The sequence below is a fragment of the Streptomyces sp. PCS3-D2 genome (genome assembly GCF_000612545.2).
Taxonomy (GTDB): domain Bacteria; phylum Actinomycetota; class Actinomycetes; order Streptomycetales; family Streptomycetaceae; genus Streptomyces.
In genome coordinates, this window is sequence record NZ_CP097800.1 from 1,273,156 (window position 1) to 1,298,826 (window position 25,671).

At 72.7% G+C, this 25,671-nt stretch carries 23 protein-coding genes, 1 tRNA gene and 1 riboswitch; of the genes, 12 read left to right on the top strand and 12 right to left on the bottom strand.

Annotation, left to right across the window (positions count from 1 at the left end):
• The first annotated feature begins 425 nt into the window (after window positions 1-425).
• Complete coding sequence (locus AW27_RS05275) at window positions 426-908, top strand: hypothetical protein (protein ID WP_037915901.1); 483 nt, start codon at window positions 426-428, stop codon at window positions 906-908.
• An 88-nt stretch (window positions 909-996) separates the two neighbouring features.
• On the opposite strand, the gene AW27_RS05280 is transcribed toward AW27_RS05275, so the two are convergent.
• Window positions 997-1,084: transfer RNA gene (locus tag AW27_RS05280), tRNA-Leu, on the bottom strand.
• 451 nt (window positions 1,085-1,535) lie between these two features.
• Window positions 1,536-2,477: a beta-ketoacyl-ACP synthase III gene (locus AW27_RS05285; protein ID WP_037915898.1), complete on the bottom strand. Its 942-nt coding sequence runs from the start codon at window positions 2,475-2,477 to the stop codon at window positions 1,536-1,538.
• Between the two features lie 206 nt (window positions 2,478-2,683).
• On the opposite strand from AW27_RS05285, the gene fdhD reads away from it, so the two are divergent.
• Window positions 2,684-3,511, top strand: a complete 828-nt coding sequence (gene fdhD / locus AW27_RS05290; RefSeq protein ID WP_037915895.1) for a formate dehydrogenase accessory sulfurtransferase FdhD — start codon at window positions 2,684-2,686, stop codon at window positions 3,509-3,511.
• A 97-nt stretch (window positions 3,512-3,608) separates the two neighbouring features.
• Here the strand turns inward: fdhD and AW27_RS05295 are convergent, their stop codons facing one another.
• Both AW27_RS05295 and AW27_RS05300 read right to left on the bottom strand, forming a co-directional pair.
• The gene (locus tag AW27_RS05295; RefSeq protein WP_106967524.1) at window positions 3,609-4,037 is read right to left on the bottom strand and encodes a hypothetical protein; all 429 of its coding nucleotides are present in this window, start codon (window positions 4,035-4,037) and stop codon (window positions 3,609-3,611) included.
• A gap of 33 nt (window positions 4,038-4,070) precedes the next feature.
• The gene (locus AW27_RS05300) at window positions 4,071-5,087 is read right to left on the bottom strand and encodes a bile acid:sodium symporter family protein (protein ID WP_037915892.1); all 1,017 of its coding nucleotides are present in this window, start codon (window positions 5,085-5,087) and stop codon (window positions 4,071-4,073) included.
• A gap of 157 nt (window positions 5,088-5,244) precedes the next feature.
• Between AW27_RS05300 and AW27_RS05305 the strand changes: the two genes are divergently transcribed.
• The 4 genes from AW27_RS05305 to AW27_RS05320 all read left to right on the top strand — a co-directional run bounded on the left by AW27_RS05305 (window position 5,245) and on the right by AW27_RS05320 (window position 9,751).
• Complete coding sequence (locus AW27_RS05305; protein WP_037915890.1) at window positions 5,245-6,096, top strand: LysR substrate-binding domain-containing protein; 852 nt, start codon at window positions 5,245-5,247, stop codon at window positions 6,094-6,096.
• Between the two features lie 224 nt (window positions 6,097-6,320).
• Window positions 6,321-8,144 carry an AMP-dependent synthetase/ligase gene (locus AW27_RS05310; RefSeq protein ID WP_052030026.1) on the top strand — a complete coding sequence of 608 codons (1,824 nt, stop codon included), beginning with the start codon at window positions 6,321-6,323 and terminating at the stop codon, window positions 8,142-8,144.
• Between the two features lie 202 nt (window positions 8,145-8,346).
• On the top strand, window positions 8,347-9,195 hold the full coding sequence (locus AW27_RS05315; RefSeq protein ID WP_037915887.1) for an aldo/keto reductase: 849 nt from the start codon (window positions 8,347-8,349) through the stop codon (window positions 9,193-9,195).
• Window positions 9,196-9,256: 61 nt separating this feature from the next.
• Entirely contained in the window at window positions 9,257-9,751 is a 495-nt protein-coding gene (locus AW27_RS05320) for an RICIN domain-containing protein (protein ID WP_370466673.1), read from the top strand.
• Here the strand turns inward: AW27_RS05320 and AW27_RS05325 are convergent.
• Both AW27_RS05325 and AW27_RS05330 read right to left on the bottom strand, forming a co-directional pair.
• Window positions 9,651-10,385 carry a class I SAM-dependent methyltransferase gene (locus tag AW27_RS05325; RefSeq protein ID WP_037917904.1) on the bottom strand — a complete coding sequence of 245 codons (735 nt, stop codon included), beginning with the start codon at window positions 10,383-10,385 and terminating at the stop codon, window positions 9,651-9,653. The two genes, AW27_RS05320 and AW27_RS05325, sit on opposite strands and share 101 nt — an antisense overlap.
• Window positions 10,386-10,414: 29 nt before the next feature.
• Window positions 10,415-10,720 carry a 4a-hydroxytetrahydrobiopterin dehydratase gene (locus tag AW27_RS05330; protein WP_037915884.1) on the bottom strand — a complete coding sequence of 102 codons (306 nt, stop codon included), beginning with the start codon at window positions 10,718-10,720 and terminating at the stop codon, window positions 10,415-10,417.
• A gap of 175 nt (window positions 10,721-10,895) precedes the next feature.
• Between AW27_RS05330 and AW27_RS05335 the strand changes: the two genes are divergently transcribed.
• Together AW27_RS05335 and AW27_RS05340 are read left to right on the top strand one after the other, a co-directional pair.
• The gene (locus AW27_RS05335; RefSeq protein ID WP_037915881.1) at window positions 10,896-12,680 is read left to right on the top strand and encodes a hydroxysqualene dehydroxylase; all 1,785 of its coding nucleotides are present in this window, start codon (window positions 10,896-10,898) and stop codon (window positions 12,678-12,680) included.
• Between the two features lie 46 nt (window positions 12,681-12,726).
• Window positions 12,727-13,521 carry a helix-turn-helix domain-containing protein gene (locus AW27_RS05340; protein ID WP_037915878.1) on the top strand — a complete coding sequence of 265 codons (795 nt, stop codon included), beginning with the start codon at window positions 12,727-12,729 and terminating at the stop codon, window positions 13,519-13,521.
• Here the strand turns inward: AW27_RS05340 and AW27_RS05345 are convergent.
• On the bottom strand, window positions 13,507-13,923 hold the full coding sequence (locus AW27_RS05345; RefSeq protein WP_037915875.1) for a hypothetical protein: 417 nt from the start codon (window positions 13,921-13,923) through the stop codon (window positions 13,507-13,509). The genes AW27_RS05340 and AW27_RS05345 overlap by 15 nt on opposite strands.
• 258 nt (window positions 13,924-14,181) lie before the next feature.
• On the opposite strand from AW27_RS05345, the gene AW27_RS05350 reads away from it, so the two are divergent.
• Both AW27_RS05350 and AW27_RS05355 read left to right on the top strand, forming a co-directional pair.
• Window positions 14,182-15,204 carry a hypothetical protein gene (locus AW27_RS05350; protein WP_037915872.1) on the top strand — a complete coding sequence of 341 codons (1,023 nt, stop codon included), beginning with the start codon at window positions 14,182-14,184 and terminating at the stop codon, window positions 15,202-15,204.
• Window positions 15,205-15,545: 341 nt separating this feature from the next.
• Complete coding sequence (locus tag AW27_RS05355; protein ID WP_157840146.1) at window positions 15,546-17,063, top strand: NAD(P)/FAD-dependent oxidoreductase; 1,518 nt, start codon at window positions 15,546-15,548, stop codon at window positions 17,061-17,063.
• A gap of 67 nt (window positions 17,064-17,130) precedes the next feature.
• Here AW27_RS05355 and AW27_RS05360 read toward each other — a convergent pair whose 3' ends face one another.
• Complete coding sequence (locus AW27_RS05360; protein ID WP_037917898.1) at window positions 17,131-17,976, bottom strand: bifunctional 5,10-methylenetetrahydrofolate dehydrogenase/5,10-methenyltetrahydrofolate cyclohydrolase; 846 nt, start codon at window positions 17,974-17,976, stop codon at window positions 17,131-17,133.
• Window positions 17,977-18,064: 88 nt separating this feature from the next.
• Window positions 18,065-18,168: riboswitch (ZMP/ZTP riboswitch) on the bottom strand.
• 57 nt (window positions 18,169-18,225) lie between these two features.
• Here AW27_RS05360 and AW27_RS05365 point away from each other — a divergent pair.
• Both AW27_RS05365 and AW27_RS05370 read left to right on the top strand, forming a co-directional pair.
• Window positions 18,226-18,987, top strand: a complete 762-nt coding sequence (locus tag AW27_RS05365; RefSeq protein WP_037915870.1) for a class I SAM-dependent methyltransferase — start codon at window positions 18,226-18,228, stop codon at window positions 18,985-18,987.
• A 215-nt stretch (window positions 18,988-19,202) separates the two neighbouring features.
• Entirely contained in the window at window positions 19,203-20,789 is a 1,587-nt protein-coding gene (locus AW27_RS05370) for an RNA polymerase sigma factor (RefSeq protein ID WP_037915868.1), read from the top strand.
• A gap of 208 nt (window positions 20,790-20,997) precedes the next feature.
• Here AW27_RS05370 and AW27_RS05375 read toward each other — a convergent pair whose 3' ends face one another.
• From AW27_RS05375 to AW27_RS05390, 4 genes are all read right to left on the bottom strand, one after another.
• Window positions 20,998-21,432, bottom strand: coding sequence for an SRPBCC family protein (locus tag AW27_RS05375; protein WP_037915865.1), 435 nt, complete (start codon window positions 21,430-21,432; stop codon window positions 20,998-21,000).
• Window positions 21,433-21,485: 53 nt separating this feature from the next.
• Window positions 21,486-22,859: an amino acid permease gene (locus AW27_RS05380; protein ID WP_037915863.1), complete on the bottom strand. Its 1,374-nt coding sequence runs from the start codon at window positions 22,857-22,859 to the stop codon at window positions 21,486-21,488.
• Window positions 22,860-22,934: 75 nt separating this feature from the next.
• Window positions 22,935-25,175 (bottom strand): phage holin family protein, encoded by a 2,241-nt coding sequence (locus tag AW27_RS05385; protein WP_236647440.1) that lies wholly within the window; start codon window positions 25,173-25,175, stop codon window positions 22,935-22,937.
• A gap of 86 nt (window positions 25,176-25,261) precedes the next feature.
• On the bottom strand, window positions 25,262-25,666 hold the full coding sequence (locus AW27_RS05390) for a hypothetical protein (RefSeq protein WP_037915860.1): 405 nt from the start codon (window positions 25,664-25,666) through the stop codon (window positions 25,262-25,264).
• Between the last annotated feature and the right edge of the window lie 5 nt (window positions 25,667-25,671).

The window sequence follows — 25,671 nt, forward strand, 5'->3', positions numbered from 1 at the left end:
ACGGGCCGCAGCCTCCAACCCCTCCAACGTCTTCTCTCGGATGCCCTCTCGCTCCACCTCGGCACTGACGGCGAGCACCGCGAACACGATGGCACCTGCCCCGTTCGGGTTGTACTCCGCAATGCCTCTGTGCAGCCCTCTACCTGCTCCAGCGTTTCCCGCCTCAGCCGTGGCTTCTTGCGGGCGCCGTAGTGATGCTCGAACCACTGGAGCCGAGCGGGATCCTGTATCTCGGCCGAGATCGCGCCACGGTTTCACGGCCTGTCAGCGCCTGATGCTGATGGGACCCAGGGAGAGCACGGTGTCCGCGAGTGCGTCAGTCAGCGCCCGTGAGCGTGCGCCGGGCGGCACGGAGGCTTGTTCCACGTCGACAAGAGGGAAGCGCACACTGCACCGGCTTCTCGTCGCCATCTACCAGCACGGTCGTGGTCGAAGAGGGCAACACCTACCGGCTTCGGAAGCTGACCAAGGACGGAGACGACAACGCGATCATCTACGTGGAGCAAGCCCTGATGAACGTCCTGAAGTGGCAGAAGGAACGCCAGGACGCAGAGCGGGAACGGCTCGGGGATCTCTGGTTGGACCATGACCTCGTGTTCGCCCGTGACGGCTTCAAGCTGTACCGGGGCGAGGCAGGCGGACCGCAGGACCCCGAGAAGATGTCGGCCCGCTGGCGGACGGCACGCAACCGTCTGCATCTGCCGGAGAACTTCCGGCCGCACGACTGGCGGGCATCGAAGATCACAAACGATCTGGACGCCCACGAGAACCCGGTAGATGTCTCAGCCAATGCCCGGCACCACTCGCCGGGCTACACCATGGCGCGGTACGGCAGGCGTCGAGCCGAGGGGGCGAAGAAGCTGGCCGCTTCGAGCGCCAGCCGTATCGGCCTGTCATCCCTGGTCTGACCAGAAAGTTCGCTCGGCTGTTGGTCACATGGTTGGTCACGCCACAGTCGGAGAAACAGAAAAACCCCAGGTGAATTGGGGTTCCTGCTGGTGTCCGAGGGGGGACTTGAACCCCCACGCCCGATAAAGGGCACTAGCACCTCAAGCTAGCGCGTCTGCCATTCCGCCACCCGGACCGGTGGTCGGCCCCGGTTTCCCGCGGCGACAGGGACAACAATAGCAAAGGATCGGCGGGACTCCGACCACTTATCGGGGCGGCCGCGGTCCGCCACGCCGGGCTGACCTGCGGGCATGCCCGGGAGGGGCGTGCGGGACGGAGCGTCTCGCGGCGGTCGCCGGACGGACCGTCCGGCGCATGCTGCCGATGCCGATGCCGATGCCGCCCATGGGATCGCTCCGCCCCGGTGCGCGGGGTTCGTGCCGCCGCGCTCGTCCTCGACCGTCTGCCTGGCGTCCTCCGACGCCGGCCGCGGCGCCGCTCGCCGCGGCCGGCGTCGGGGTGGGTTCGCCGTTCCTGCCCCCGGTGTCGCGGGCGGCGCCTTCCCGGCGCTCACGAACCGGCCGGGAACCCCGGCTTGCGTGCGGCGACGGGGCTCGGAGCGGCCCGCGGGGCGGCCGCCGAGGGCTTCACGGGCAGCTGATGACCTGGCCGGCGTAGGAGAGGTTGCCGCCGAACCCGAAGAGGAGCACCGGGGCACCGGAGGGGATCTCGCCGCGCTGGACCAGCTTCGACAGGGCCATGGGGATGCTGGCCGCCGAGGTGTTGCCGGATTCGACGACGTCGCGGGCGACGACGGCGTTGACCGCTCCGATCTTGGCGGCGAGCGGCTCGATGATGCGCAGGTTCGCCTGGTGGAGGACGACCGCTGCCAGTTCCTCGGGGGCCACTCCGGCCTTCTCGCACACCTTGCGGGCGAGCGGCGGGAGCTGGCTGGTGGTCCAGCGGTAGACGGACTGGCCCTCCTGGGCGAAGACCGGCGGCGAGCCCTCGATGCGGACCGCGTTGCCCATCTCGGGGACGGAACCCCACAGCACCGGGCCGATGCCCGGCTGCTCGCAGGCCTCGACGACGGCCGCGCCCGCTCCGTCACCGGTGAGAACGCAGGTGGTGCGGTCGGCCCAGTCGGTGATCTCGGTCATCTTGTCGGCACCGATGACCAGGGCGCGGGTGGCGGAACCGGCCCGCACGGCGTGGTCCGCGGTGGCCAGGGCGTGGGTGAAGCCCGAGCAGACGACGTTGATGTCCATGACGGCGGGGCTCGCACCCATGCCCAGCTTGGCAGCGACGCGTGCGGCCGTGTTGGGCGAGCGGTCGATCGCCGTGGAGGTGGCGACCAGCACGAGGTCGATGTCGTCCGGGGTCAGGCCTGCTCCCGCGAGCGCCTTGCCGGCCGCGTGGTAGGCGAGCTCGTCGACCGGCTCGTCCGGGCCCGCGACGTGGCGCGTGCGGATGCCGACGCGGGAGCGGATCCACTCGTCGGCGGTGTCGACCATGGCCGCGAGGTCCTCGTTGGTGAGCACCTTCGCGGGCTGGTAGTGCCCTAGCGCCACCACGCGTGAACCGGTCATGGGCGGGGTCCCCCCTCGTAGGCAAGTCAGGATCACCCAGCTTTGCCTGCTACTGATGGGTACGTGTGCGTGTGACCCGACAGGATTCCGGCCCCTGATTTTGGAGCTTCCCGAGGAGCTCCCTGCCCGGGACCAGGTCGGATCCGGAACCGCGAGAATGAGTACGTCGGGCATCGGCGAGGAACAGAAGGGGCGGGCTGATCACCATGGGACGGGTCACCGAACGCCGTCGCGTCGTACGGATCCGGAACGGCAGTTCGGGTGTCCGCCCGGACACACTGGTGGCAGAGGAGCCACTGGAGATACGACTCAACGGCAGGCCGCTGGCCATCACGATGCGCACCCCGGGGGACGACTTCGCGCTGGCGGTGGGTTTCCTGGTGAGCGAGGGGGTGCTCGGCGCGGCCTCCGACGTCCAGGCTGTCACCTACTGCGAGGGGGCGGCGCAGGACGGGTCGAACACCTACAACGTGGTCAACGTGCAACTGGCCGCAGGTGTCCCGGTGCCGGACATCACGCTGGAGCGGAACGTCTACACCACCTCGTCGTGCGGACTGTGCGGGAAGGCCAGCCTGGACGCGGTGCGGACGGCGAGCCGTTTTCCGGCGGTCGCCGCCGATCCGGTACGGGTGCCCGCAGAGGTCCTCACCGGGCTCCCGGACCGGCTCCGCGCGGCCCAGAAGGTCTTCGACCGTACCGGCGGCCTGCACGCGGCGGGGCTGTTCACGGCGCAGGGCGAACTGCTCGACCTGCGCGAGGACGTGGGGCGGCACAACGCGGTGGACAAGATCGTCGGCCGGGCGCTCCAGGCGGGACGGCTCCCGCTGGCGGGGGCGGTCCTGCTGGTGTCGGGCCGGGCCTCCTTCGAGCTCGCGCAGAAGGCCGTGATGGCGGGGATCCCGGTACTGGCGGCGGTTTCCGCGCCGTCCTCGCTGGCGGTGGACCTGGCGCTGGAGTCGGGCACGACCCTGGTCGGCTTCCTGCGGGGCCCGGACATGAACATCTACGCGGGCGAGGAGCGGATCACCCTGTAGCGGCGCGCCGCGACGGCCTCCCTGCCGCCGCGTCCGTCGCCTCGGGCGGGGGGCCCGCGGTCGTCCGCTCCGGGTCCGGATCGCTCTCGCGGCGCCGTCAGCGCGTCCGGCGGGCGCGACGGGCGGAGGCGGCGGGTTTCGGGGCCGGCGGGTCGATGCGGTGGAGGTCGAGGGTGGCCGGGAGCGGGGTGGAGCCGGGGCCTCCGGATTCGGCCCAGGCGATGATCTCGTCGGTGGCGGTGTCGTCGAGGGCCCAGCCGAACCACACCGCGCGGGCGCCGCGGCGGCGGGCTTCGGTGGTGGGCTGGACCACGATGACGTTGGCCTGGGCGCACGGTCCGAGGCAGTCGCTCGTACGGACGGCCAGGCGGCCCTCGGAGGCCGCCGCGGCCTCGCGCAGCCGGGCGAGCTGGCCGGCGTGGTCGGAGCCGGGATTCTTGCTGGGGTCGCCGCAGCAGCAACCGCGGCAGACCACCAGGGTGCAGGGGCGTTCGGCATGTGCGCCGAGCGGGCGTATCCAGGTCACCACCGCACGTTACCGGGCCGGGGATCTTGCCGGTCAAGCCGCGCGCGAGACCTCCGCCACATGGTCGGCGGGGAGCGCGGGCCGCGGATCCTGGGCGCGGCGCCGGGCGAGGACCGCACAGACCATCAACTGCATCTGGTGGAAGAGCATCAGCGGGAGCACGGCGAGGCCGGCCTGGGCCCCGAACAGCACGCTGGCCATGGGCAGTCCGGCGGCCAGGCTCTTCTTCGACCCGGCGAACTGGACGGCGATGCGGTCCTCGCGGCCGAAGCCGAGACGTGCCGCGCCGTACCAGGTGGCCAGCAGCATGACCGTGAGCAGTACGGCCTCCAGGAGCATCAGCACGCCCAGGCGCAGGGGGCTCACCTGCTGCCAGACGCCGGCCGCCACGCCCGCGCTGAAGGCGGCGTAGACGACGAGCAGGATCGAACCGCGGTCGGCGTATCCCAGCGCCTTCCTGTGGCGGGTGAGGAAGCCGCCGACCCAGCGGCGCAGGGCCTGTCCCAGCAGGAAGGGCAGCAGGAGCTGAAGGGTGATCTTGAGGAGGGAGTCGGGAGAGAAGCCGCCCGTGCGACCGCCGAGCAGGACGGCGGCGAGCAGCGGGGTCAGCACGATGCCGGCCAGGCTGGAGAAGGAGCCGGCGCAGATCGCGGCGGGGACGTTGCCGCGGGCGATCGAGGTGAAGGCGATGGAGGACTGGACGGTCGAGGGGACCAGGCAGAGGAAGAGCAGGCCGCTCTGGAGGGCCGGCGGGAGCAGGCCCGGGGTGAGCGCGCGCAGGGCCAGGCCGAGGACGGGGAACAGCAGGAAGGTGCAGGCCAGCACCGTGAGATGGAGCCGCCAGTGCCGCAGCCCCTCAAGTGCCTCACGGGTGGAGAGCCGGGCGCCGTAGAGGAAGAAGAGGAGGGCGACGGCGGCGGTGGCGGCGGCGTCGGCGGCCGGGGCGGCCGCGCCGCGGGCGGGGAGCAGGACGGCGAGGCCGACGGTGGCGAGCAGGGCCAGGACGTACGGGTCCAGGGGGATCCGGGCGGGGAGGTGCGGGCGGCGCATGCGCGGGTGCTCACTTGCTGTCGGGGCGGGCGGGACCGGGGTGCTCTGCGTCCCTTCACGGTGCCCCTTCATGGTCCGGCCCCGCCGGTGATCAGGAAACCCGTACACCGCTCTCACTGTCATCACGGATCGCGATGAGCCGGCGTACGCTGGGGGAATGTACGACCCGATCCAGCTGCGGACGTTCCTCACGGTGGCCCAGACGCTGAGCTTCACCCAGGCCGCGGGGCGGCTCGGCGTACGGCAGTCCACGGTCAGCCAGCACGTGCGGCGGCTGGAGGAGGCGACCGGGCGGCCGTTGTTCCTTCGCGACACGCACAGCGTCGTGCTGACGGAGGACGGGGAGGCGATGCTCGGGTTCGCCCGGACGATCCTGGAGGCGCACGAGCGGGCGGCGGCCTTCTTCACGGGAACGCGACTGCGGGGGCGCCTGCGGTTCGGGGCCTCGGAGGACTTCGTGCTGTCGCGGCTTCCGGAGATCCTGGAGCGGTTCCGGCACGAGCACCCCGAGGTGGACCTGGAGCTGTCGGTGGAGCTGTCGGGCACGTTGCACGAACGGCTGGACGCGGGGCGCCTGGACCTGGTGCTGGCGAAGCGGCGGGGCCCGGGGGACGAGCGGGGCCGCCTGGTCTGGCGGGACCGGATGGTGTGGATCGGTGCGAAGGGGCTGCGGGTGGATCCCGAGCGGCCGGTTCCGCTGATCGTGTTCCCGCCGCCGGGCATCACCCGGGCGCGCGCCCTGGAGGTACTCGAACGGGACGGCCGGGCGTGGCGGATCGCGTGTACGAGCGGCAGCCTGAGCGGTCTGGTCGCGGCGGCCCGGGCCGGGCTGGGCGTGATGGCACACACGCGGGGGCTGATCCCGCCGGGCCTGGTGCGGGTCGGCGGGCTGCCCGAGCTCGGGCCGGTGGAGTTCGCGCTGCTGCGCGGGCCGCGCGCGTCACCCGCGGCCGAGGCGCTGGCTGCGGCGGTCCTCGCGGGCGCGGACCGGCTCACCCGCACCGGTTGACCCGCACCGACTCACCCGCACCGGCCCACCCGCACCGACTGACCCGCGCCGGCGGGCCGCAGCGGCGGGCGGGCGCGCACCGATCCGCCCGCGCGCTGCGATCCGCACGTCAGCGGCGTGAACGGCGTGATCGCTGGGGAGGTCTTGTGGAGGTATCCGAACGCCGATCAACCCCCCTTGACGCTGAGGTACGTTCACCGCGGCGCGCGGAGAGGAGCGGGGCCTTGCGCGAGATCACCGTCCCACCGATCGTCACGAGCACGCCCGTCGGCGGGCTGGCCGACATCGTCTTCCAGCACGCCCGGGAGGAGCCCGACCGGGTGGTCATGGGCCGGAAGACCGAGGGAATCTGGCGGGACGTGACCTCCGGCGAGCTGGCCGCCGAGGTGCTGGCGCTCGCCAGGGGGCTGCTGGCCCAGGGGGTGCGTTTCGGGGACCGGGTGGCGCTCATGTCCCGGACCCGCTACGAGTTCACGCTCTTCGACTTCGCCCTGTGGGCGATCGGTGCCCAGCCCGTCCCCGTCTACCCGACGTCCTCCACCGAGCAGGTGCGCTGGATCCTCCACGACACCGACTGCACGGCCTGTGTGGTGGAGAACGAGGACCAGGCCATGACGGTGGGGTCGGTCATCGACCGGCTCCCCCACCTCAGGCGGCTGTGGCAGCTGGATGCCGGGGCGGTGGACGCGCTCGTCGCCGACGGCCGCTCGGTCGCCGAGGACGTCGTGCACCGCCACCGCGGCGCGGTGACGCCCGACGCGACGGCCACCGTGATCTACACCTCGGGAACCACCGGCCGCCCCAAGGGATGTGTGCTCACGCACGCGAACTTCGCGTACGAGACCGACACCCTGGTGGCCCGTTGGGAGTCGGTGTTCCGGGGCAGGCAGGGCGAACCGCCGTCGACCCTGCTCTTCCTGCCGCTGGCCCATGTCTTCGGGCGGATGGTGGAGGTGGCGGCCGTCCGGGCGCGGGTCAAGCTCGGGCACCAGCCGCTGCTGGCGGCGGCCGAGCTGATGCCGGACCTCGCGGCGTTCCGGCCGACGTTCGTGCTCGGCGTCCCGTACGTCTTCGAGAAGGTCTTCGCGGCAGCCCGCCGCACGGCGGAGGCGGAGGGGCGCACGGGGCCCTTCGACCGGGCCGTGGAGACGGCCGTACGGTACGCGGAAGCGCGCGAACGGAAGGCATTCGGCACCGGGCCGGGCCCCTCGGCCGCGCTGCGCATGGAGCACCGGCTCTTCGAAAAGCTCGTCTACGCGAAGGTCCGCGAAGGGATGGGCGGACGGGTGCGGTACGCGATGTCGGGCGGGTCGGCGATGTCACGCCGCCTCGGGCTGTTCTTCGACGGCGCCGGGATCAGGGTGTTCGAGGGGTACGGGCTGACCGAGTCCTGCGCGGCCGCCACGGCGAACCCACCGGAGGCGACGAAGTACGGGACGGTCGGCCGGCCGATCCCGGGCAGCACGGTGTACATCGCGGACGACGGGGAGGTCTGGCTGCACGGCGGGCATGTCTTCTCCGGCTACCTGGGCGACCCGCGTGCGACGGATGAGGTGCTGCGGGGCGGCTGGCTGGCGACCGGGGACCTGGGACGGCTGGACGAGGACGGCTACCTGACCATCACCGGCCGCAAGAAGGACATCCTGGTGACGTCCAACGGCAAGAGCGTCGCTCCGGCGGCGCTGGAGGAACGGGTCCGCTCGCATCCGCTGGTGGCGCAGTGCGTGCTGGTCGGCAACGACCGGCCGTACATCGCGGCGCTGCTCACCTTGGACATGGAGGGGATAGCGCACTGGCTGTCGATGCGCGGCAGACCGCAGATGCCGGCCGCGGACCTGGTGAGCGACCCTGAGCTGGCGGCGGAGGTGCGCCGGGCGGTGGTGGCCGCCAACACCCTGGTCTCGCAGGCGGAGGCGATCCGCACCTTCAGGGTGCTCGCCGAGCAGTTCACCGAGGAGCGGGGGCTGTTGACCCCTTCGCTCAAGCTCAAGCGGCGGGCGATCGAGAAGGCGTACGAGAAGGAGGTCGACGCGCTCTACCGAACGTGAACCGCGGGCCCCGAGCGGAGCGCGGCCGTGGTGCGGCGGCCGGGGTACGGACGGACCCGCTGGTACGGGAGGGGTACATCGGGGCGCCCTGAGCGACATGGCCCTGGTGGCGGGAATACGTCGTACGAGGGGCCGGTTGTCGCCCCTCGTACGACGCTGTACCACCGCGCACCAACGCGCCGACGCGAGGGAACGACCCGACGTGAACCAGGTCCCGGCCATCAAGCTCAACAACGGCACCTCCATGCCCCAGCTCGGCTTCGGTGTCTGGCAGGTGCCGGACGCGGAGGCGGAGCGCGCCGTGGGGACCGCACTGGAGGCCGGCTACCGCAGCATCGACACGGCCGCCGTCTACGGCAACGAGCAGGGCACGGGCCGGGCCGTCGCCGCTTCCGGGCTGCCGCGCGCGGAACTGTTCGTCACCACGAAGCTGTGGAACGGCCCGAAGCAGACGTGGGACCGCGACGCGGTGCTGCGCGCCTTCGACGACTCCCTCGCCAGGCTGGGCCTCGACCACGTCGACCTGTACCTGATCCACTGGCCGCGCCCGATGCGCGACGACTTCGTCGCCATCTGGAAGGCCTTCGAGGAGATCGCCGCGAGCGGCCGGGCCGCTGCGGTCGGCGTGTCGAACTTCCGCCCACAGGACCTGGACCGGATCGCCGCCGAGAGCGACCTGGTGCCGGCCGTCAACCAGGTCGAGCTGCACCCGCTGCACCCGCAGGCAGCACTGCGCGCCGAGCACGCGGCGCGCGGGATCGTCACCGAGGCCTGGTCCCCACTCGGCCAGGGCAAGGAGCTCCTCGCGCTGCCGGCCGTCACCGCGATCGCCGAGGCGCACGGCCGCAGCGCCGCGCAGGTGGTGCTGCGCTGGCACCTTCAGCACGGGAACGTCGTGATCCCGAAGTCCGTGACCCCCGCCCGCATCCGGGAGAACCTGGACGTCTTCGGCTTCGAGCTGGACGCGGCCGAGATGGCCGCGCTGGACGCCCTGGGGGCGGGCGCGGCGGGCCGCCGGATCGGCCCGGACCCGGCCGAATTCGACGTGTGAGGGCGCCCTGGTGAACCTTCCCGAGGGGACCTATCGGATCCGCAACGCGGACAGCGGACTGGTGCTCCAGCTGGAGGGCGCCTCACGGGTGCGGGTCGGCCCGGACGGGCCGCCCGCTCCGGCGGCCGCCCGCCGGTGGCTGATCGCGCCCGTGCACAGCGGCGGCGGGATCTTCCACGTGGTGAGCGCGGACAACGAACGGCGCCTGGACGTGGCGAACGCGTCGACGGAGAGCGGCGCCCGCGTGCAGGTGTGGCGGGCCAATGCCTTCGGTGCGCAGGAGTGGATCGTCGAGGAGCACCTGGACGCCCCCGGGGCGGTGTCCTTGATCGCCTGCATCAGCGGCCTGCCGCTGGAGGCGGACGCCGAGGGCCGGGTCCGGCAGGGCGGGACACCGACTCCCCCTCACAGTGGTGGCGGCTGGAGCCGGCGTGAGCGACGGCCCGGCCGGGCCGTCAGATCCGTACGAAGCTCCGCAGGCGGTACGTCGGCTCCGGGCGCGGGGTGTCCTGGTCGGGCAGCAGCTCCAGCCGGGCCGCCAGCTCCGCGGCGGTGATGCCGCGCGGCACGATGCGTGACGCGTACCGCCCCGCGAGCAGGGCCTGCGCGGAGCCGTGCGGGGTGCGGCCCTGGCCGTGGCCGGTGAAGCGGGCCTCACCGCCGGGGCGCAGCCCCGCACGGGCCGCGTGGGCCTCGACCTCGCCGGAGGCGTCCGAGGGGGTCGGGGTCAGGTGTGCGGCGAACACGGCGTCGATGTCGCTGCCGACGTCGTGGGCGGAGTCCTTGTCCACGGTGGCGACGAGGACCCCACCGGGCCGCAGCACCCTGGCCGCCTCGGCGATCACCGCGGGCACCAGCCCGGGTTCCCGCAGCAGGTGCAGCAGCCACACGGCGCTCACCGCGTCCAGCGCGCCCGAGCGCACGGGAAGCCGGACGGCGTCGGCGAGGGCCACGGGGACACCGCGGCGCAGCGCGGCGGCGGCCATGCCGCGGGAGGCGTCAGCGCCCAGGACGCGCAGTCCGGGGCGCGTGAGGCGGGTGGTGACGATGCCCGTGCCACAGCCGAGGTCGAGGAGGGTGCCCGCGTCGGCCGGGAGCAGACTGAGGACGGCCGCCGCGGCGGCCGCCGCTCGGGGGGTGCCGCCGCGGGAGGCGTCGTAGAACTCGGCCTCGGCGTCGTAGTCGAGCAGGGGTTTCGCAGCTGGTGTGCGCGTGGTCATCAGCTCGCGCCGTGGGCCGGGGCGAGGGACTCGACGCGCTCGGCGAGGGCGAAGTCGGTCTCGGTCACCACGCCTCCGGCGTCGTGGCTGTTCACGGAGAGCCGCACGGTGTTGTATCCGAGCGTCAGGTCGGAGTGGTGGTTCAACTCCTCCTGCACGGAGGCGATGTGGGCGACCAAGGCGCTCGCCGCGAAGTGCGTGCCCAGTCGGTAGGTTCGGATGATCCGGTCGTTCTCGAAGGCCCAGCCGGGGAGTTCCCTCAGCCGGTCCTCGATCTCCTTCTGCGACAGCGGTTCACTCGGCATGCACCCGGCTCCTTTTTCCATGACGTGTAGTCAAGGTTCCCACAGTGCACCCCGGATCGAACCTTTCGCGCCATAGTGCGCTCGGGTACTTCTGCGCCTTCCACCCCTGGCGTGCGCCGCCTAGGATCCTGCGCCGGACGCGAATGTTACCGGCGGTAACGAAGGGGCGTGCGGCATGGTCGGCACCGGAAGTTCCAGGCGCAGGTTCATCGCGGGCGCGGCCGGCGCGGCCCTGTCGGCCCAGGCCGTGCCGGCCGCGGCGGCTCCGGTGGCCGCCCCGGCGGCGGCGCCCTTGCCGGGCGGCCGGCAGGTGGCCGTCCTCGGCGGCGGGGTGGCGGGCCTGACCGCGGCGCACGAGCTCGCCGAGCGCGGTTACGCCGTCACCGTCTACGAGCGCCGGGCGCTCGGCGGCAAGGCCCGCAGCATGGACGTGCCGGGCAGCGCCCGCGGGGGACGCAGGCCGCTGCCCGCGGAACACGGCTTCCGCTTCATCCCGGGCATCTACCACAACCTGCCCGACACCCTGCGCCGCATCCCCTTCCCCGGCAACGCGAACGGCGTCTGGGACAACCTGGTGGCCCCGCCGGAGATGATGTTCGCCCGCTCCGGGGGGCGCGAGGACCTACGCGGCCCCATCCCCTGGCCGGGCCACTCCCCCGCCGCCCTCGCGCCGCAGGAGGTGCGGCGCGCCCTCTCCGGCCTCCTGCAGACCGCGGTCCGGCTGCCGCCGCACGAGACGGCGTACTTCGTCGACCGGGTGCTGGTCTTCCTCACCAGCTGCGACGAGCGGCGCACCGAGGTCTGGGAGAACACCCCGTGGTGGGAGTTCACCCGGGCGGCACGGATGTCGTACGAGTACCAGCGCATCCTGGCGGTCGGCGTCACCCGCAACATCGTGGCGACCAAGGCGGAGGAGGCCTCCACCCGCACCGTCGGCACTCTCGGCGAGGCGTTCGTCTTCAACCTGCTGGGCCGCGGGGCGGACGGCCCGCCCGACCGGATCCTCAACCTGCCGACGAACGAGGCGTGGATCGACCCGTGGGAGGCCCATCTGCGCTCCCTCGGCGTGGAGTTCAGGATCGGATGGACGGTGCGGGAAGTGAGGTGCGACGACGGCCGGGTGAGCGGGGTCGCGGTCGAGGGCCCGGACGGCGTGCGGCGTGTCGTGACCGCCGACCACTACGTGAGCGCACTGCCCGTCGAGCACGCGCGGCGCACCTGGAGCACGGCGTTGCGGGCCGCCGATCCGATGCTGGGGCGCTGCGACAAGCTCCGGACCGATTGGATGACCGGCATCCAGTTCTACCTCACGGAGCGGGCGCCGCTGGTACACGGCCACCTCAACTGCATCGATTCCCCGTGGTCGCTGACGGCGATCCAGCAGGCGGAGCACTGGCCGTCGCGGGACTTCCCCGCCGACTACGGCGACGGGACGGCGGTCGACTGCCTGTCGGTGGACATCTCGGAGTGGGACAAGCCGGGGATCCTGTACGGGAAGACGGCCAAGCAGTGCACCCGCGAGGAGGTGGCCCGCGAGGTGTGGGCACAGCTGAAGGCCTCCCTGGGCGACACCGGCAGGAGCCCGCTGTCCGACGCGAAGCTGCACTCGTGGTTCCTGGATCCCGGCGTGGACGGGCTCGGCACCCCGAACCCCACCAACGAGGACGAACTGCTGATCCACCCGGTCGGCACCCTCGGCAACCGGCCGAGCGCGGGTACCCGGGTACCGAACTTCTTCCTCAGTGGGGACTACGTCGCGGTCGACATCGACCTCGCGACGATGGAGGGCGCCAATGCCTCCGCCCGCGCGGCCGTCAACAGCCTGCTGGACCGGGACGGTTCGACCGCGCGGCGGTGCACCGTCCGGCCGCTGTACCGGGCGCCGGAGTTGGAGTCCGCCAAACGGCACGACCTGTGGCGCCACCGCCTCGGCCTGCGCAACGTCTTCGATGTCGGCTGATCGCGCCGGGGCCCACGGCCCTGCGGGCTCGGCTACCGTCGGGGCCATGACCACCTCGACGTCCTCGGTCGGCGCCCTGCTGCGCACCTGGCGGGTGCGGCGCGGCCTCAGCCAGCTGGAGCTGGCGGGGCGCGCCGACTCCTCGTCCCGGCACATCAGCTTCATCGAGACGGGCCGCTCCCGGCCGAGCGAGGAGATGGTGCTGCGACTCGCCGACCACCTCGACGTCCCGATGCGTGAGCGCAACTCCCTGCTGCTCGCCGCGGGGTACGCCCCGCGCTTCGCGCAGACCGCGCTGGACGACCCGTCGATGGAAACCCTGCGCGAGGGCATCGAGCGGCTGCTCACCGGATACGAGCCCTGTCCGGCGCTGGTCGTGAACGCCACGTACGAGGTCGTCGCCGCCAACCGGGGCATCATGATGCTGCTGGACGGTCTGCCGGACCACCTGCTGACGCCGCCGCTGAACGCGATGCGGATCACCCTGCACCCCGAGGGACTGGCCCCGCGGATCCGCAACCTCAGGCAGTGGCGCGGGCACCTGCTCGCCCAAATGGAGCGCCAGATCGCACTCGTCCGCTCCGAGCCGTTGCGCGCGCTGTACGAGGAGGTCCGCTCCTATCCGGTGGTCGAACGCCCCGGCGACGGCGAACCGGAGGCGCCGGTTGCGCCCATCGCGCTCCCATTGGTCATCGAGCACGACGGCCACCTGCTGTCCTTCGTGTCGTCCATCGCGACCTTCAACACGCCGATGGACGTGACCGTCGCCGAGCTCGCCATCGAGACGATGCTCCCGGCCGACCCGGCGACGGTGAAGTACCTGCGCTCACTCGGCGACTGAGCGCAGGGCGAGCTGCTGGAGCACGGCGAAGCCGGCGACGGTCAGGGCCTGCACCGGGATCCAGACGGTCCCGGCGACGGTCGGCGAGGACCACCAGGCGAGGGCCAGCAGACTCAGTGCGGCCCAGGCGTAGTTGGTCTCGACGACGGCCTTCACGGCGGGCGCCGGGGGCCGCCTGCGCGACGCCAGCCATCCGACCGCGGCGCCGTACAGCACGAGCACGAGGCCGAGGACCAGGAGCAGCTCCTGCCCAACCCCGAGCAGCCGTCCCAGCGGCGTGCTGAAGGCGACGTAGGCGAGGCCGTTGGCGGTGGTGACGACGGCGTCGAGAGCGAGGAAGCGACGCAGCGCGAGCTGCGGCACGGAAGTACGGGCGAAGCCGGCGAGCAGGGTCGTGGACATGGGGAATCAGCCTCCGTCGAGGTCGAACGGCCGGGCGGTGCGCCGGATCCCGGGACCGAGTGCGCGGCCCCGGGACCCGATGCGCCCACTGTGCCGCGGCCCCCGAAGGCGGTCGATTACCTGTGAGGTCATGCCAACGGATTTTGAGGCGGGCGGCAGGAAACATTGGGGTTCCCGTCCTTCGGCCCGAGGCGGGGGGCTAGGCTTCACGCAGCCCGATCCACTCGAACGCCTTGTCGACATATGGAGAATCCGCCGGTGCGAGCCACCGCACGACCCGACCTCGACGCGATCCGGCGGCGTGTCGCGGCGCTCGCCGAGCGGTGCGGCCGGGATCCCGGCGACGTGCTGGCGACAGGACGGCTGAGCCACCTCTCCGGCGTCGACGTCCGGCGCGTTCCGGGCGTGATGGCGGGTACGGCCCCCGAAGTGCCGCTGGAGCAGCGCGTGCACCAGCGCTTCCGGCTGCTGCGCGCCACCCGTCTGGACAAGCACGGCCGAGAATGGCCGCTCGCCGCCATCGCCCACGACTTCGGCGCCCCCGGAGCCTCTCTCGGACCGCTCAACGCGGGGACCGGGCTGTTGCGGATGGGGCATGCGGCGGGCGTGCAGCGGTTCTTCGGCGTCTACGCCGGCTACCTGCTGGCCGACTGCAAGAGCGCGGTGGAGCGGGCCCTCGCCCTGTCCGCCGGGACCGTCTCGGACGGCGGCGACGATCTCGAACACCTCTCGTACCTGACCGGCATCACGCCCCGGGCCATCCGGCAGACCCTCGACGGCAGACCGCCCCGGCTCCCCCTGAAGGAGCAGGTCCACCAGCGGTTCGAACACCTGCGGCGCACCCGGCCCCGGGAGGACGGCCAGCCCCACTCACTGACGGCCATCGCCAGGTCCTTCGACGCGTCGGGGCAGTCGCTGACCCGTCTCGCCCAGGGCGAGGGCCTGCCGAACCTCGCCGCGGCGGCCGGGATCCAGCGCTTCTACGGCGTCGACGGCGGGTTCCTGCTCGCCGACGACACCGAGGCCCTCGCCACGGCCCTCAGGCTGATCGAAGGCGAACTGGAGTACGTGGAACGGGAACGGGAGAACCCGATGCTGGCCGTGCTGCGCGCCCACGACGTGCGCAGCATCGTCGCGCGGGCCGGCCGGCTGTCGCCCCAGGGTTGGAAGTCGCTCGCCGACCACCTGGACGACCTCCTCGCACGCGAGGGGCAGCTCGGAACTCCGGGGACGACGGGCGGGACGCCGACCACGGACACCGCCGGGGGAGAAACGCCATGAGGACCACACGGGCCGCGCGCGAACCGGACTCCGAACGGCTGGACGGCGCACCTGCGGCGGCCCCGGCCGATGCCGGGAAGCCCGCCGGGGCGCCGGGCGCCTCCCGCGCTGCTCAGGGGGATCCGGCGGACATCCGGGCCGAGGGCTTCGGCCGGTGCCTCGGCGGCGCCCCGTGCCTCTGCCCGCCGTCGCCCCGGGAGCGACAGTTCCCCGATGCGACCGGACGCGTCACGGCCGCACTCGGCTGGGGAAGCCCCGTGCCACGCCGTGACCAGCCCCAGCCAGTCGCCGCATCCTCACGCCGATGCCCTCAGCACGGCCCTGACAGAGAGCACGCCACGATGAACCTGTCCTCACCGCCCCGCCACGCCGTCGTCATCGGCGGCAGCCTGGCCGGCCTCCTCGCGGCCGCTGTCCTCGCCGAGCACGCCGCGGTCACCGTCATCGACGCCGACCCGCTGCCCGAAGGGCCGGCGCCGCGCCGCGGGCTCCCGCAGGCCCGCCACACCCACCTGCTGTGGTCCGGCGGCGCCCGGGCCATCGAGCGGATCCTGCCCGGCATCACCGACGACTGGACCAAGGCCGGCGCCATCCGCCGCAGCCTGCCCACCGACCTGGTCACCAAGACCGCCCAGGGATGGATACCCCGCTGCGGGGAGAAGCAGTTCAACATCTCCTGCAGCCGCGACCTGCTCGACTCCGTGGTCCGCGCCCGGGTGACCGGCCTCCCCGGGGTGTCCACCCTCCAGCGGAGCCGGGTCCGCGGCCTGGAGGGCAACGCGGCCCGGGTCACCGGCGTCCGGGTCGACACCCCCGAGGAGGCGGACCTGCTGGTGACGGCCGACCTCGTGGTCGACGCCAGCGGCCGCGGATCGCGGGCCCGCACCTGGCTCCAGGCACTCGGGGTGAGCGGCATCCGGCAGGCCGAGGTCGACTCCGGACTGGTCTACGCGACCCGGATCTTCGAGGCCCCCGCCGGTGCGCACGAGATGGGCTTCCCCATCGTCAACGTGCAGTCCGACCCGCGGGTGCCCGTGCCCGGGCAGACCGCCACGATCGTGCCCATCGAGAACGGCCAGTGGCAGGCGACCCTGTCCGGCACCCGCGGCGGCCAGCCGACGGGCGACCCCGACGCTTTCATCCCGTTCGCCCGGTCCGTCCGCGACCCGATCGTCGGTGAGCTCCTGGAGCACCGCACCCCCCTCACGGACGTCGCCGTCACCCAGGGCACCGCCAACCGGCGGATCTACTTCGAGAAGGCCGAGCTGCCCGACGGGTTCTTCGCCGTCGGTGACTCCGTCGCCACCTTCAATCCCCTGTACGGGCAGGGCATGACGGTCGCCGCCCAGGGGCTGCTCGCCGTACGCGCCCTGCTGCGGGCCAAGGGGCTGGCCCATCCCGGGATCGGCCGTGAGGCCCAGCGCACGATCGCACCCCAGGTCGCCACCGCCTGGGAGCTCGCCACCTCGCAGGACATCCTCTATCCGGGTGCCACCGGGATGAAGCCGCGCGCCGGCACCAACGTGCTCAACGGCTACGTCAACCGCCTGATGACGGGAGCCACCACCGACGAGGCCCTCACCGCCGCCCTGCTCAACGTCCTCACCATGAGCATCGAGCCCACCCACTGGCTCCGCCCCTCCGTGGTCTGGCACGTGATGCGCGCCTCCGACCGGGGCGCCCTGAAGGCTCCGCCGCTCACGGCCGCGGAGCGGGCCGTCGCCGGGCTCGACCCGGCGCCCGGCACGGGCACCGCCCCCACCACCGGCTCCGGCGGCGGGGGTGGGGGCGGCGCCGCCCCCACCGGCCCGGCAGCCGATCCGGTCGGCCCGGCCGACCCCGTCGGACAGGCCAGATGAGCGGCGGGGCCCGGAGACGGCTGCGCCCCGGACCGGAGTCCGGGGCGCACCGTGCAGGCGGTGCGGATCAGAGCTCGGCGAGGTCCAGTCCGGCCTGCGCGGCCGCGGCCCGGACGGTCTGCTCCAGCAGGACGGCGATGGTCATCGGGCCGACACCGCCCGGCACGGGGGTGATCAGCGAGGCCCGGGCCGCCGCCGACGCGAAGTGGACGTCGCCGACGTTGCCCTCGTTGTAGCCGGCGTCCAGGACCACCGCGCCCGGCTTGATGTCCTCGCCCCGGATGAACTCGGCCTTGCCGACGGCGGCGACCAGCACGTCCGCCTGGCGCACGATCGAGGCGAGGTCCTGGGTGCGGGAGTGGCAGTAGGTGACCGTGGCGTTCTGCTCCAGGAGCAGCATCCCGGCCGGCTTGCCCAGGATCGCGCTGCGGCCGACGACCACGGCGTGCTTGCCGGTGAGGTCCACGTCGTACTCGGCGAGCAGGCGCATGATGCCGCCCGGGGTACAGGAGACGAAGCCGGGCAGGCCGAAGCCCATGGCCGCGAAGGAGTGCATGGTGACCCCGTCCACGTCCTTCCCGGGGGCGATGGCCTCGAAGGCGGCGCGCTCGTCGATGTGGTGCGGGACGGGGTGCTGGAGCAGGATGCCGCTGATCTCCGGGTCCTCGGACAGCGCCGTGATCGCCGCGACCAGCTCCTCGGTGGTGGTCGCGGCCGGCAGCTCCACGTGGCGCGAGGTGATCCCGGCCTTCGCGCAGCGGTTCTGCTTCATGCGGACGTAGGTGACGGAGGCGGGGTCCTCGCCGACCAGCACGGTCGCGAGGCAGGGCGCGGTGCCGGTGCGCTGGGTGATCTTCGCCGCGAGGTCGGCGGTCCGCTCCGAGACGCGGCGGGCGAGGGCGGTGCCGTCCATCAGCCGGGCGGTGCCGGCGGCAGGAGCGGCGGGGGCGTTCTGGGCAGTCGTCACGGGGTCTCCTGAACGTCGCTGCGGTGCGCGGATCGAGGTTCGCCCAGGCGCGCGGCAGTCGACGCAGCGGGAGGTGCTCGGCTGCGCCGGGCCGCTCCCCGGTGGTGATCCACCCGAACGCCAGTCACGGCCCGGCGACCACTGTAGTCGACCAAAGCGGTGGCCGCCCGGCGCCCGACCTGCGACGATCAATGTATGACGCGTACTTTCGACCACCTTGTCGCCGAGGCCGAATCCGTGTCCGTGGACGGCTGGGACTTCTCCTGGCTCGACGGGCGGGCCACCGAGCAGCGTCCTTCCTGGGGGTACCAGCGCCTGATGGCCGAGCGCCTGGCCCGGGTCCGGTCCGCCCTGGACATCCAGACCGGCGGCGGTGAGGTCCTCGCCGGGGCCGGGTCCCTGCCACCCCTGACGGTGGCCACGGAGTCCTGGCCGCCCAATGTCCAGCGGGCGACACGGCTGCTCCACCCGCTGGGCGCGGTGGTGGTCGCGGACGCCGACGAGCCGCCGCTGCCCTTCGGCGACGAGGCCTTCGAGCTGGTGACCAGCCGGCACCCGGTGACCATCTGGTGGGACGAGATCGCCCGGGTGCTGACCCCCGGCGGAACGTATCTCTCGCAGCAGGTCGGCCCGGCGAGCGTCTTCGAACTCGTCGAATTTTTTCTCGGACCCCAGCCCGAGGACGTCCGGCGCGCCCGGCATCCCGACGACGCGGTCGCCGACGCCACGAAGGCGGGTCTGGAAGTCCTCGACCTGCGCTCGGAGCGGCTGCGCACCGAGTTCCACGACATCGGAGCCGTGATCTACTTCCTGCGGAAGGTGATCTGGATGGTGCCCGGCTTCACGGTCGGGCAGTACCGGGACCGCCTGCGCGAGCTGCACGAACGGATCGAGCGCGACGGCCCGTTCGTCGCGCACACCGCCCGCTTCCTGATCGAGGCCCGCAAAACGGACTGATGCGGAGGGCGGACGGATCCGCGCCGGATCCGGTTGCCCGGCCGTAGCGTGGCGCAGGTCACTCAATTCAGCGCGTAACGAATCGACTCGGGCATGCGATGAACCGACAGGTGTCCTCGCGCGGCCCGGAATACAGACCCCCCTCGGGTCTGTTTCCCGAGTTCGCGCGATGATGTCCCGCCCACCCCATATCTGTTCGCAACGAGAGGCTCCTTGTGTCGCTCAGCCCGTCCCGTACGTTCCCTCCGGAGATCGCCGAATCGGAGGCCCTCGTCGCGCTCGTCGAGCGCGGCCGCGAGCAGGGTCACATCAACGGTGACGACGTGCGCCAGGCCTTCGAGGCCGGCCGCATCCCGGTGGACCAGTGGAAGCGGGTCCTGCGCAGCCTGAACCAGGTCCTCGACGAGGAGGGTGTCGCCCTTCACGTCAGCGCGGCCCCCGCCACCAAGGCTGCCGCGAAGAAGCCCCGCAAGGCTGCCGCCCCGGCCCGCACCGTGGCCAAGAAGGCCACCGCCGCGCCCCGGCCCATCGGTGCGCGCAAGACCGCGGCCCCCGCCGCGGCCACCACAGTCACGGCCACGGCGATATCCGCTCCGTCGGCCGCCGCGGCTGCGGAGGCGGCGGTTCCGGCCGAGGCAGCCGCCGAGCCGAAGAAGCGCACGGTCAAGAAGACCGCCGCCAAGAAGACCGCCGTGAAGAAGACCGCGGCGAAGAAGACCAGCGCCAAGGACGCGGACGAGGCCGAGAGCCCGGCCGTCGAGGGCGAGGACTGGGCAGCGGAGGACCTCGTCGACGAAGCCGAGGAGGAGGCGCCCAAGACCGGCGCCCAGGGCTTCGTGCTGTCCGACGACGACGAGGACGACGCCCCGGCACAGACGGTCATGGTGGCCGGTGCCACCGCGGACCCGGTCAAGGACTACCTCAAGCTGATCGGCAAGGTGCCGCTCCTCAACGCCGAGCAGGAGGTCGAGCTCGCCAAGCGCATCGAGGCCGGTCTCTTCTCCGAGTACAAGCTCGAAGAGGAGGAGGACCACAAGCCCGCCTTCAAGCGCGAGCTGGAGATCCTCGTCGAGGACGGCCGCCGCGCCAAGAACCACCTGCTGGAGGCCAACCTCCGCCTCGTGGTCTCCCTGGCCAAGCGCTACACCGGCCGCGGCATGCTCTTCCTGGACCTGATCCAGGAAGGCAACGTCGGCCTGATCCGCGCCGTGGAGAAGTTCGACTACACCAAGGGCTTCAAGTTCTCCACGTACGCGACCTGGTGGATCCGGCAGGCGATCACGCGTGCGATGGCCGACCAGTCGCGCACGATCCGCATCCCCGTCCACATGGTCGAGATCATCAACAAGCTCGCCCGCGTGCAGCGCCAGATGCTCCAGGACCTGGGCCGCGAGCCCACCCCGGAGGAGCTGGGCAAGGAACTCGACATGACCCCCGAGAAGGTCATCGAGGTCCAGAAGTACGGCCGCGAGCCGATCTCCCTGCACACCCCGCTGGGTGAGGAGGGCGACAGCGAGTTCGGTGACCTCATCGAGGACTCCGAGGCGGTCGTGCCCGCGGACGCGGTCTCCTTCACCTTCCTCCAGGAGCAGCTCCAGTCGATCCTGGGCACGCTCTCGGAGCGCGAGGCGGGCGTGGTCTCCATGCGCTACGGCCTCAACGACGGCCAGCCGAAGACCCTCGACGAGATCGGCCGCGTGTACGGGGTCACCCGCGAGCGGATCCGCCAGATCGAGTCGAAGACCATGTCGAAGCTGCGCCACCCGTCGCGCTCCCAGGTGCTGCGCGACTACCTCGACTGAGTCGATCTCCACGCAGCACGCCCCCGACCTGCGCATCCGCGGGCCGGGGGCGTGACCGTACCGGCTCGGGCGCGCCGCGTCCCGGTTCCCCGGGGGTGACGGCGGGCTGCCCGAGCGGGGACGTCCTGCGCCGGTGGGGCGGTGTGGGGTGCGGCCCGTGTGATCGCACCCCACACCGCCCGGCATCCGGTTCTCCCGCGGGCGGGGCTCAGGCCTCGATGAGGTGCTTGAGCTTCTCCTCGTTCAGCGGCATCTCCTTGCGAGCGTGCGGTTTCACGACGAGCGGTACGAGCACCCTGCCGATGCCGTGGCCCTCGAAGTCCAGGCTCAGGGTGAGGCGGGAGCGGGTTCCGTCGCCCAGGGGCTCGACGGTGCCCCGGACATCGCCGCGGACCGGGCCGTCGATGCCGTGCAGGTGCCAGCTCCTGGGCGGGTCGTACTCGGTGAGCTCCATGGTCATCGGGAACTCACGCCGGCCGATCCGCCGCCGCACGGAGATGATCGCTCCCACGGCCGGGTGCTCGGTGCCCCGGGCGGACACCGCGCTCTTCTGCCACTCCGGCAGGTGGGAGGCGTCCGACGCGTAGGCGAAGACCTCCTCGGGACTGCGGTCGATGTCGATGCTTTCTCTGATCGCGGACATGGCGACCCCTTCATGCCCCCTGAAGGCGCTGTCCTTCCACGCTACCGCGCAGGTCAGGTGGCTGTCCGCTGCCTGCGGGCGGCCATGGCGGCATGGACCGCGACGCCCGCGAAGAGGAAGAGCACGCCCTGGTAGACGGCGGCGTACCCGGAGCCGGCCACCAGCCACAGGGAAAAGCCGAAGGCCAGGACCGCGAGGGCGGCGTCGCGGACCAGGCGCCCCCGCCGGACGCGCTCGCCCTGTCCGGAGAGCAGGAAGTAGATCTGCGCGGCGGTGGAGAGCAGGTAGGGGACGGTGGCGGTGAAGGTGGTGACGAGGACCAGGATCTCGAAGACGCCGTCGGAACCGGCCGTGTAGTTGTAGACGGTCAGGGCAGAGGCCAGGGAGGTCGTGACGACGACACCGACCACCGGGACGCCCCGCCGCTTCTTCTCGAAGGCCCGCGGGAAGAGCCCGTCCTTGGCGGCGGCGTACGGGGTCTGGGCGCTGAGGAGGGTCCAGCCGTTGAGGGCGCCACCCATCGAGACGACGGCGGCGCAGGCGACGAGGGTGCCGCCCCAGGTGCCGCCGAACATGGCGTTGACGGCGTCGGTGAACGGGGCCTCGGAGGAGACCAGCCGCTCGTGGGCGACAAGGCCGAAGACGGAGAGGGTGCCGAGCAGGTAGACGACGGCCGCGCCGGTGGTGCCGAGGATCGTGGCCCGACCCACGTTGCGGGCGGGGTCGCGGACCTCGCCGGCGCTGACGGCGGCGGACTCCACGCCGAGGTAGCTGAAGAGGAGGATCGCCGCAGCGGCGGAAAGCGCGCCGGCCGGGCTCTGACCGGTGGCCTGGAACGGGCCGAGGTTGGCGGGGTCGAAGAAGAACAGGCCGCCCACGGCCACCAGCAGCAGCGGGGCGAACTTCAGCACGGTGGCCACCAGTTGGACGGCGCCGACGTAGCGGGTGCCGGCCAGGTTGGCGAGCGCGGGAAGCCACTGCATGGCCAGCGCCGCCAGGCACATGGACCACCTGTGCGCGCCGATGGCCGGGAAGAGGACGCTGAGGTAGCCGACGGAGGCCACGGCGAGGGCCGCGTTCGACACCCACGAGGTTATCCAGTAGCTCCAGGCGGCGAGGAAGCCGGCGAAGTCGCCGAAGGCGGCACGGGCGTAGACGTACGGGCCACCGGTCTGCGGGTGCCGGTGGGCGAGGCGGCCGAAGACGAGCGCGAGGGCGATCGCACCGAGGGTGAGCAGCGCGAAGGCGACGAGGCTGATCGTGCCGAAGGGGGCGACCGAGGCGGGGAGGAGGAAGATCCCGCCGCCGATGATGTTGCCCATGACCAGGCAGGTCGCGATGGGGAGGCCGAAGCTCCGGGCGTGGGGGTCGCGGCCCGGCTCGGGGGGTGCGGTGGCCTCTGTGGGCAGGGCTGCGGTGCTGGTCATCGGGGGTGCGCCTCGGGTCGTCTCACATGGTGGGCGGGTCGACACATGGTCGACCACCGTGCGGGACGTACCAAATCAGCGGGTTTCGTCCCGCACCGGCGCACCCTCGGAAGGAAGGATTCCGTCGAGGGGGCCTTCCCGCCGGGAATCCTGCGGCGCCTCTCGGGCGGTCCTCCCACCGACCCGCTCCCCGGTCCCTCCGGTCCCTCTGGTCCCTCTGGTCCGCGCCGGAGGGGCGGCCGCGTGGCCGCCCGCCCCGCCGGACACGCCGCTCCCCGCCCGTCGGGACTCCGGGGCGGCCACCGGCACCTGCGGGCCGTCGGCCTCACCGAGCCAGCGCCTCAGGACGCCGTGCACCGCCTCCGCGCCGACCAGTTCCTCCCCCGGGTCCGACAGCTCCGCGGGCCACATCAGGAACGGACGCCCCTGCTCGCCGCCCAGGCCGCCGTGCGAGCCGATCTGCTCCTCGAAGGCGTGCACCGCGCCCGTGCCGGGGTCGTACGCCGAGTTCACCATGATGTCGGCCACGTGCGGGAAGGCGTCGGTCCGGCGGACGGCCGCCGCCGCCCCCGGACCGAAGGCCGCCAGCAGCTTCTCGGCCTCGCCGGGCACGTCCAGCCGGGCCTCGGCCCCGCCCGGCCCCAGCACCACCCCGTCCACCAGCAGGAAACCGACGCCGGGGTGGTTCGCCAGGGTCGCCAGCAGCGCGGGGTGGGTGCTCTCGACACGGGCCCGGGAGGCCCGGCCGGGAATGTCCGGGAAGGAGATCAGGGCCAGGTTGCCGGAGGCCAGCACCACCGGGTCCGTGCCCGGCCCCGGGCGGGCCTCCTCACCCTCCTCCACCGGCCGGTGGAGAGCGGCCAGAACCGCCGCGCGGGCTTCGGCCCCACTGCGGGTGCGGCCGGCCCTGCGGGGGACGGGCAGGCCGCAGCCCGCCCTCACCAGGTCCTTCAGGGTCAGCCCGTAGCGCGACAGGAAGGTCTCCCCGGGGCTCTGGCCGTGATCGGAGAGCAGCACGATCCGGTACGGGCGCGGCGCGTGCTCGGCGACCCGGGCGATCAGCGCAAGGCTGCGGTCGAGGCGCTCCAGCACCTGGTCGGTGTCGCGTCCGCGCGGGCCCGAGTGATGGGCGACCTCGTCGTAGGCGACGAGGTCGGCGTAGACCACGGCGCGCCCGGCGAGCATGTCGCCGATCACCGCCGAGACGACCACGTCCCGTTCGACCACGGTCGCGAAGGCCCGGATCAGCGGGTAGAGCCCGCCGCGCGAGACCCGGGGCCGGTCCCCGCGGATCCGGGCCCGCCGGGACTGGACGATCTCGCGGGCCGCGTCGGCGAAGAAGGACAGGGCCGTGCGGACGGCATTGGCCGGATCGGAGAAGTACGCGAAGTAGCCGGCGCGGGACCGGTTGGCCCGGCCCCGCCTCGCCGAGACCGAGAGCACGAGCGCCAGCTGGTCGGCACCGCCGCTGAAGAGGTTGCCGCGGCTGGCCCCGTCGAGCGTGAGCAGTCCCCCGTCGCCGGTGCGCTCGATGGCCCGCCGCTGCAGTTCCGCGGCGCTGGCGGGCCGGTTGCAGACCATCACCTCGCCGGTGTCCTTCTCGTACCAGCGGAAGGCCGGCACGTCGAAGGTGGAGCCGTGCAGGATGCCGAGCTGGCTGGCGCCGGTCTGGCTCGACCAATCCGTGCGCCAGGATGTGACGCGGTGGCCGCTTTCGAGCCAGCCGGCGACGGTGGGCATGAGCGCGCTGCCGCACGCCTCGCGCAGCACCTCGTACCCGACCCCGTCGAGCTGGAGGACCAGCAGGCCCGGCACCGCCGCCCCCGTCCGGGTGGCGGACCCGCGGCCCTGCCGGCGGCGGCGCCGGTCGGCGAGCCGGTAGAGCCGGCGCCGGTACGCCTCGTCGTCGCGCACTGCCAGCGCCGTGGAGGTCGCGGAGGCCACCGCGGACATCACGGCGGCCACGACGACCGCGGTCTCGGGGGCGGCTTCGCCCCGCCCGTCGGGGATCAGTCTGAGCGCCAGCAGCAGGAGCGAGCCGTTCAGGAAGAACACGAGGACCCCGAGCACGAGGGCGGGCACCAGCAGCAGGGCCCGCACCAGCACGGGCCAGACCAGTGCGCTCAGCAGGCCGAAGGCGCCGGCGCCCCAGGCCGCGGTGAGGCCGATCTGCGTGATGCTGTCGCCGTCGTCGGACTGCAGGCGGAAGTCCGGGAGGATCCCGGCCAGGGCGAGCATCGTGAGGGTGGACACCGCCCAGACGAGGATCACCCGCACCAGGGCGTTGCCCGTGTTCCGCCACCGCCGTCGCCGCACGTGCCACCCCCGGGGTCGTCTCCCGCCTCCAGGCTCGCACAACGGCTGCCGGCCGGCCGGACGACGGGAAAGCGGACGGACAGCGGTCAGGTGCCGTCGTAGCCGGCGGTCGGCATGGACAGCCGCCGGTGCACCTCGGCCTTCATCGCGGCGGTGTACCGCGGCTCCTCGTCCCCGGCGGTCTCCAGGCGCACGCCGCGCCGCTCGCACTCTGCGGTGAACTCCTCGACGCAGCTCAGCGCGCGGGCCAGGACCCGGTGATTGGCGGCGACGAACAGATCGACCCGCCCGGCGGATATCTCGGACCAGAAGCCGCAGTGGTCCGCGCGCATCCCGTAGACGAGCAGTTGCTGGGTCACGAGGTAACCCCGGTCGGCCGCCCAGCGTGCGCACACGGCGTGCTGGCCCCGAGTGTCCACGGCGAACGGGTCGGCGTCCAGATCTTCGAGCGGGGCCAGGCTGGCGATCGCGGCCACGCGCAACTCTTCCATGCCGC

Coding starts and splice junctions, on each gene's coding strand:
- AW27_RS05285 (WP_037915898.1), bottom strand. CDS start 2,477: ATGACCGGTTCACGCGTGGTGGCGCTAGGGCACTACCAGCCCGCGAAG.
- fdhD (WP_037915895.1), top strand. CDS start 2,684: ATGGGACGGGTCACCGAACGCCGTCGCGTCGTACGGATCCGGAACGGC.
- AW27_RS05300 (WP_037915892.1), bottom strand. CDS start 5,087: ATGCGCCGCCCGCACCTCCCCGCCCGGATCCCCCTGGACCCGTACGTC.
- AW27_RS05305 (WP_037915890.1), top strand. CDS start 5,245: ATGTACGACCCGATCCAGCTGCGGACGTTCCTCACGGTGGCCCAGACG.
- AW27_RS05330 (WP_037915884.1), bottom strand. CDS start 10,720: ATGCCGAGTGAACCGCTGTCGCAGAAGGAGATCGAGGACCGGCTGAGG.
- AW27_RS05335 (WP_037915881.1), top strand. CDS start 10,896: ATGGTCGGCACCGGAAGTTCCAGGCGCAGGTTCATCGCGGGCGCGGCC.
- AW27_RS05340 (WP_037915878.1), top strand. CDS start 12,727: ATGACCACCTCGACGTCCTCGGTCGGCGCCCTGCTGCGCACCTGGCGG.
- AW27_RS05345 (WP_037915875.1), bottom strand. CDS start 13,923: ATGTCCACGACCCTGCTCGCCGGCTTCGCCCGTACTTCCGTGCCGCAG.
- AW27_RS05355 (WP_157840146.1), top strand. CDS start 15,546: ATGAACCTGTCCTCACCGCCCCGCCACGCCGTCGTCATCGGCGGCAGC.
- AW27_RS05360 (WP_037917898.1), bottom strand. CDS start 17,976: ATGGACGGCACCGCCCTCGCCCGCCGCGTCTCGGAGCGGACCGCCGAC.
- AW27_RS05365 (WP_037915870.1), top strand. CDS start 18,226: ATGACGCGTACTTTCGACCACCTTGTCGCCGAGGCCGAATCCGTGTCC.
- AW27_RS05375 (WP_037915865.1), bottom strand. CDS start 21,432: ATGTCCGCGATCAGAGAAAGCATCGACATCGACCGCAGTCCCGAGGAG.
- AW27_RS05380 (WP_037915863.1), bottom strand. CDS start 22,859: ATGACCAGCACCGCAGCCCTGCCCACAGAGGCCACCGCACCCCCCGAG.
- AW27_RS05390 (WP_037915860.1), bottom strand. CDS start 25,666: ATGGAAGAGTTGCGCGTGGCCGCGATCGCCAGCCTGGCCCCGCTCGAA.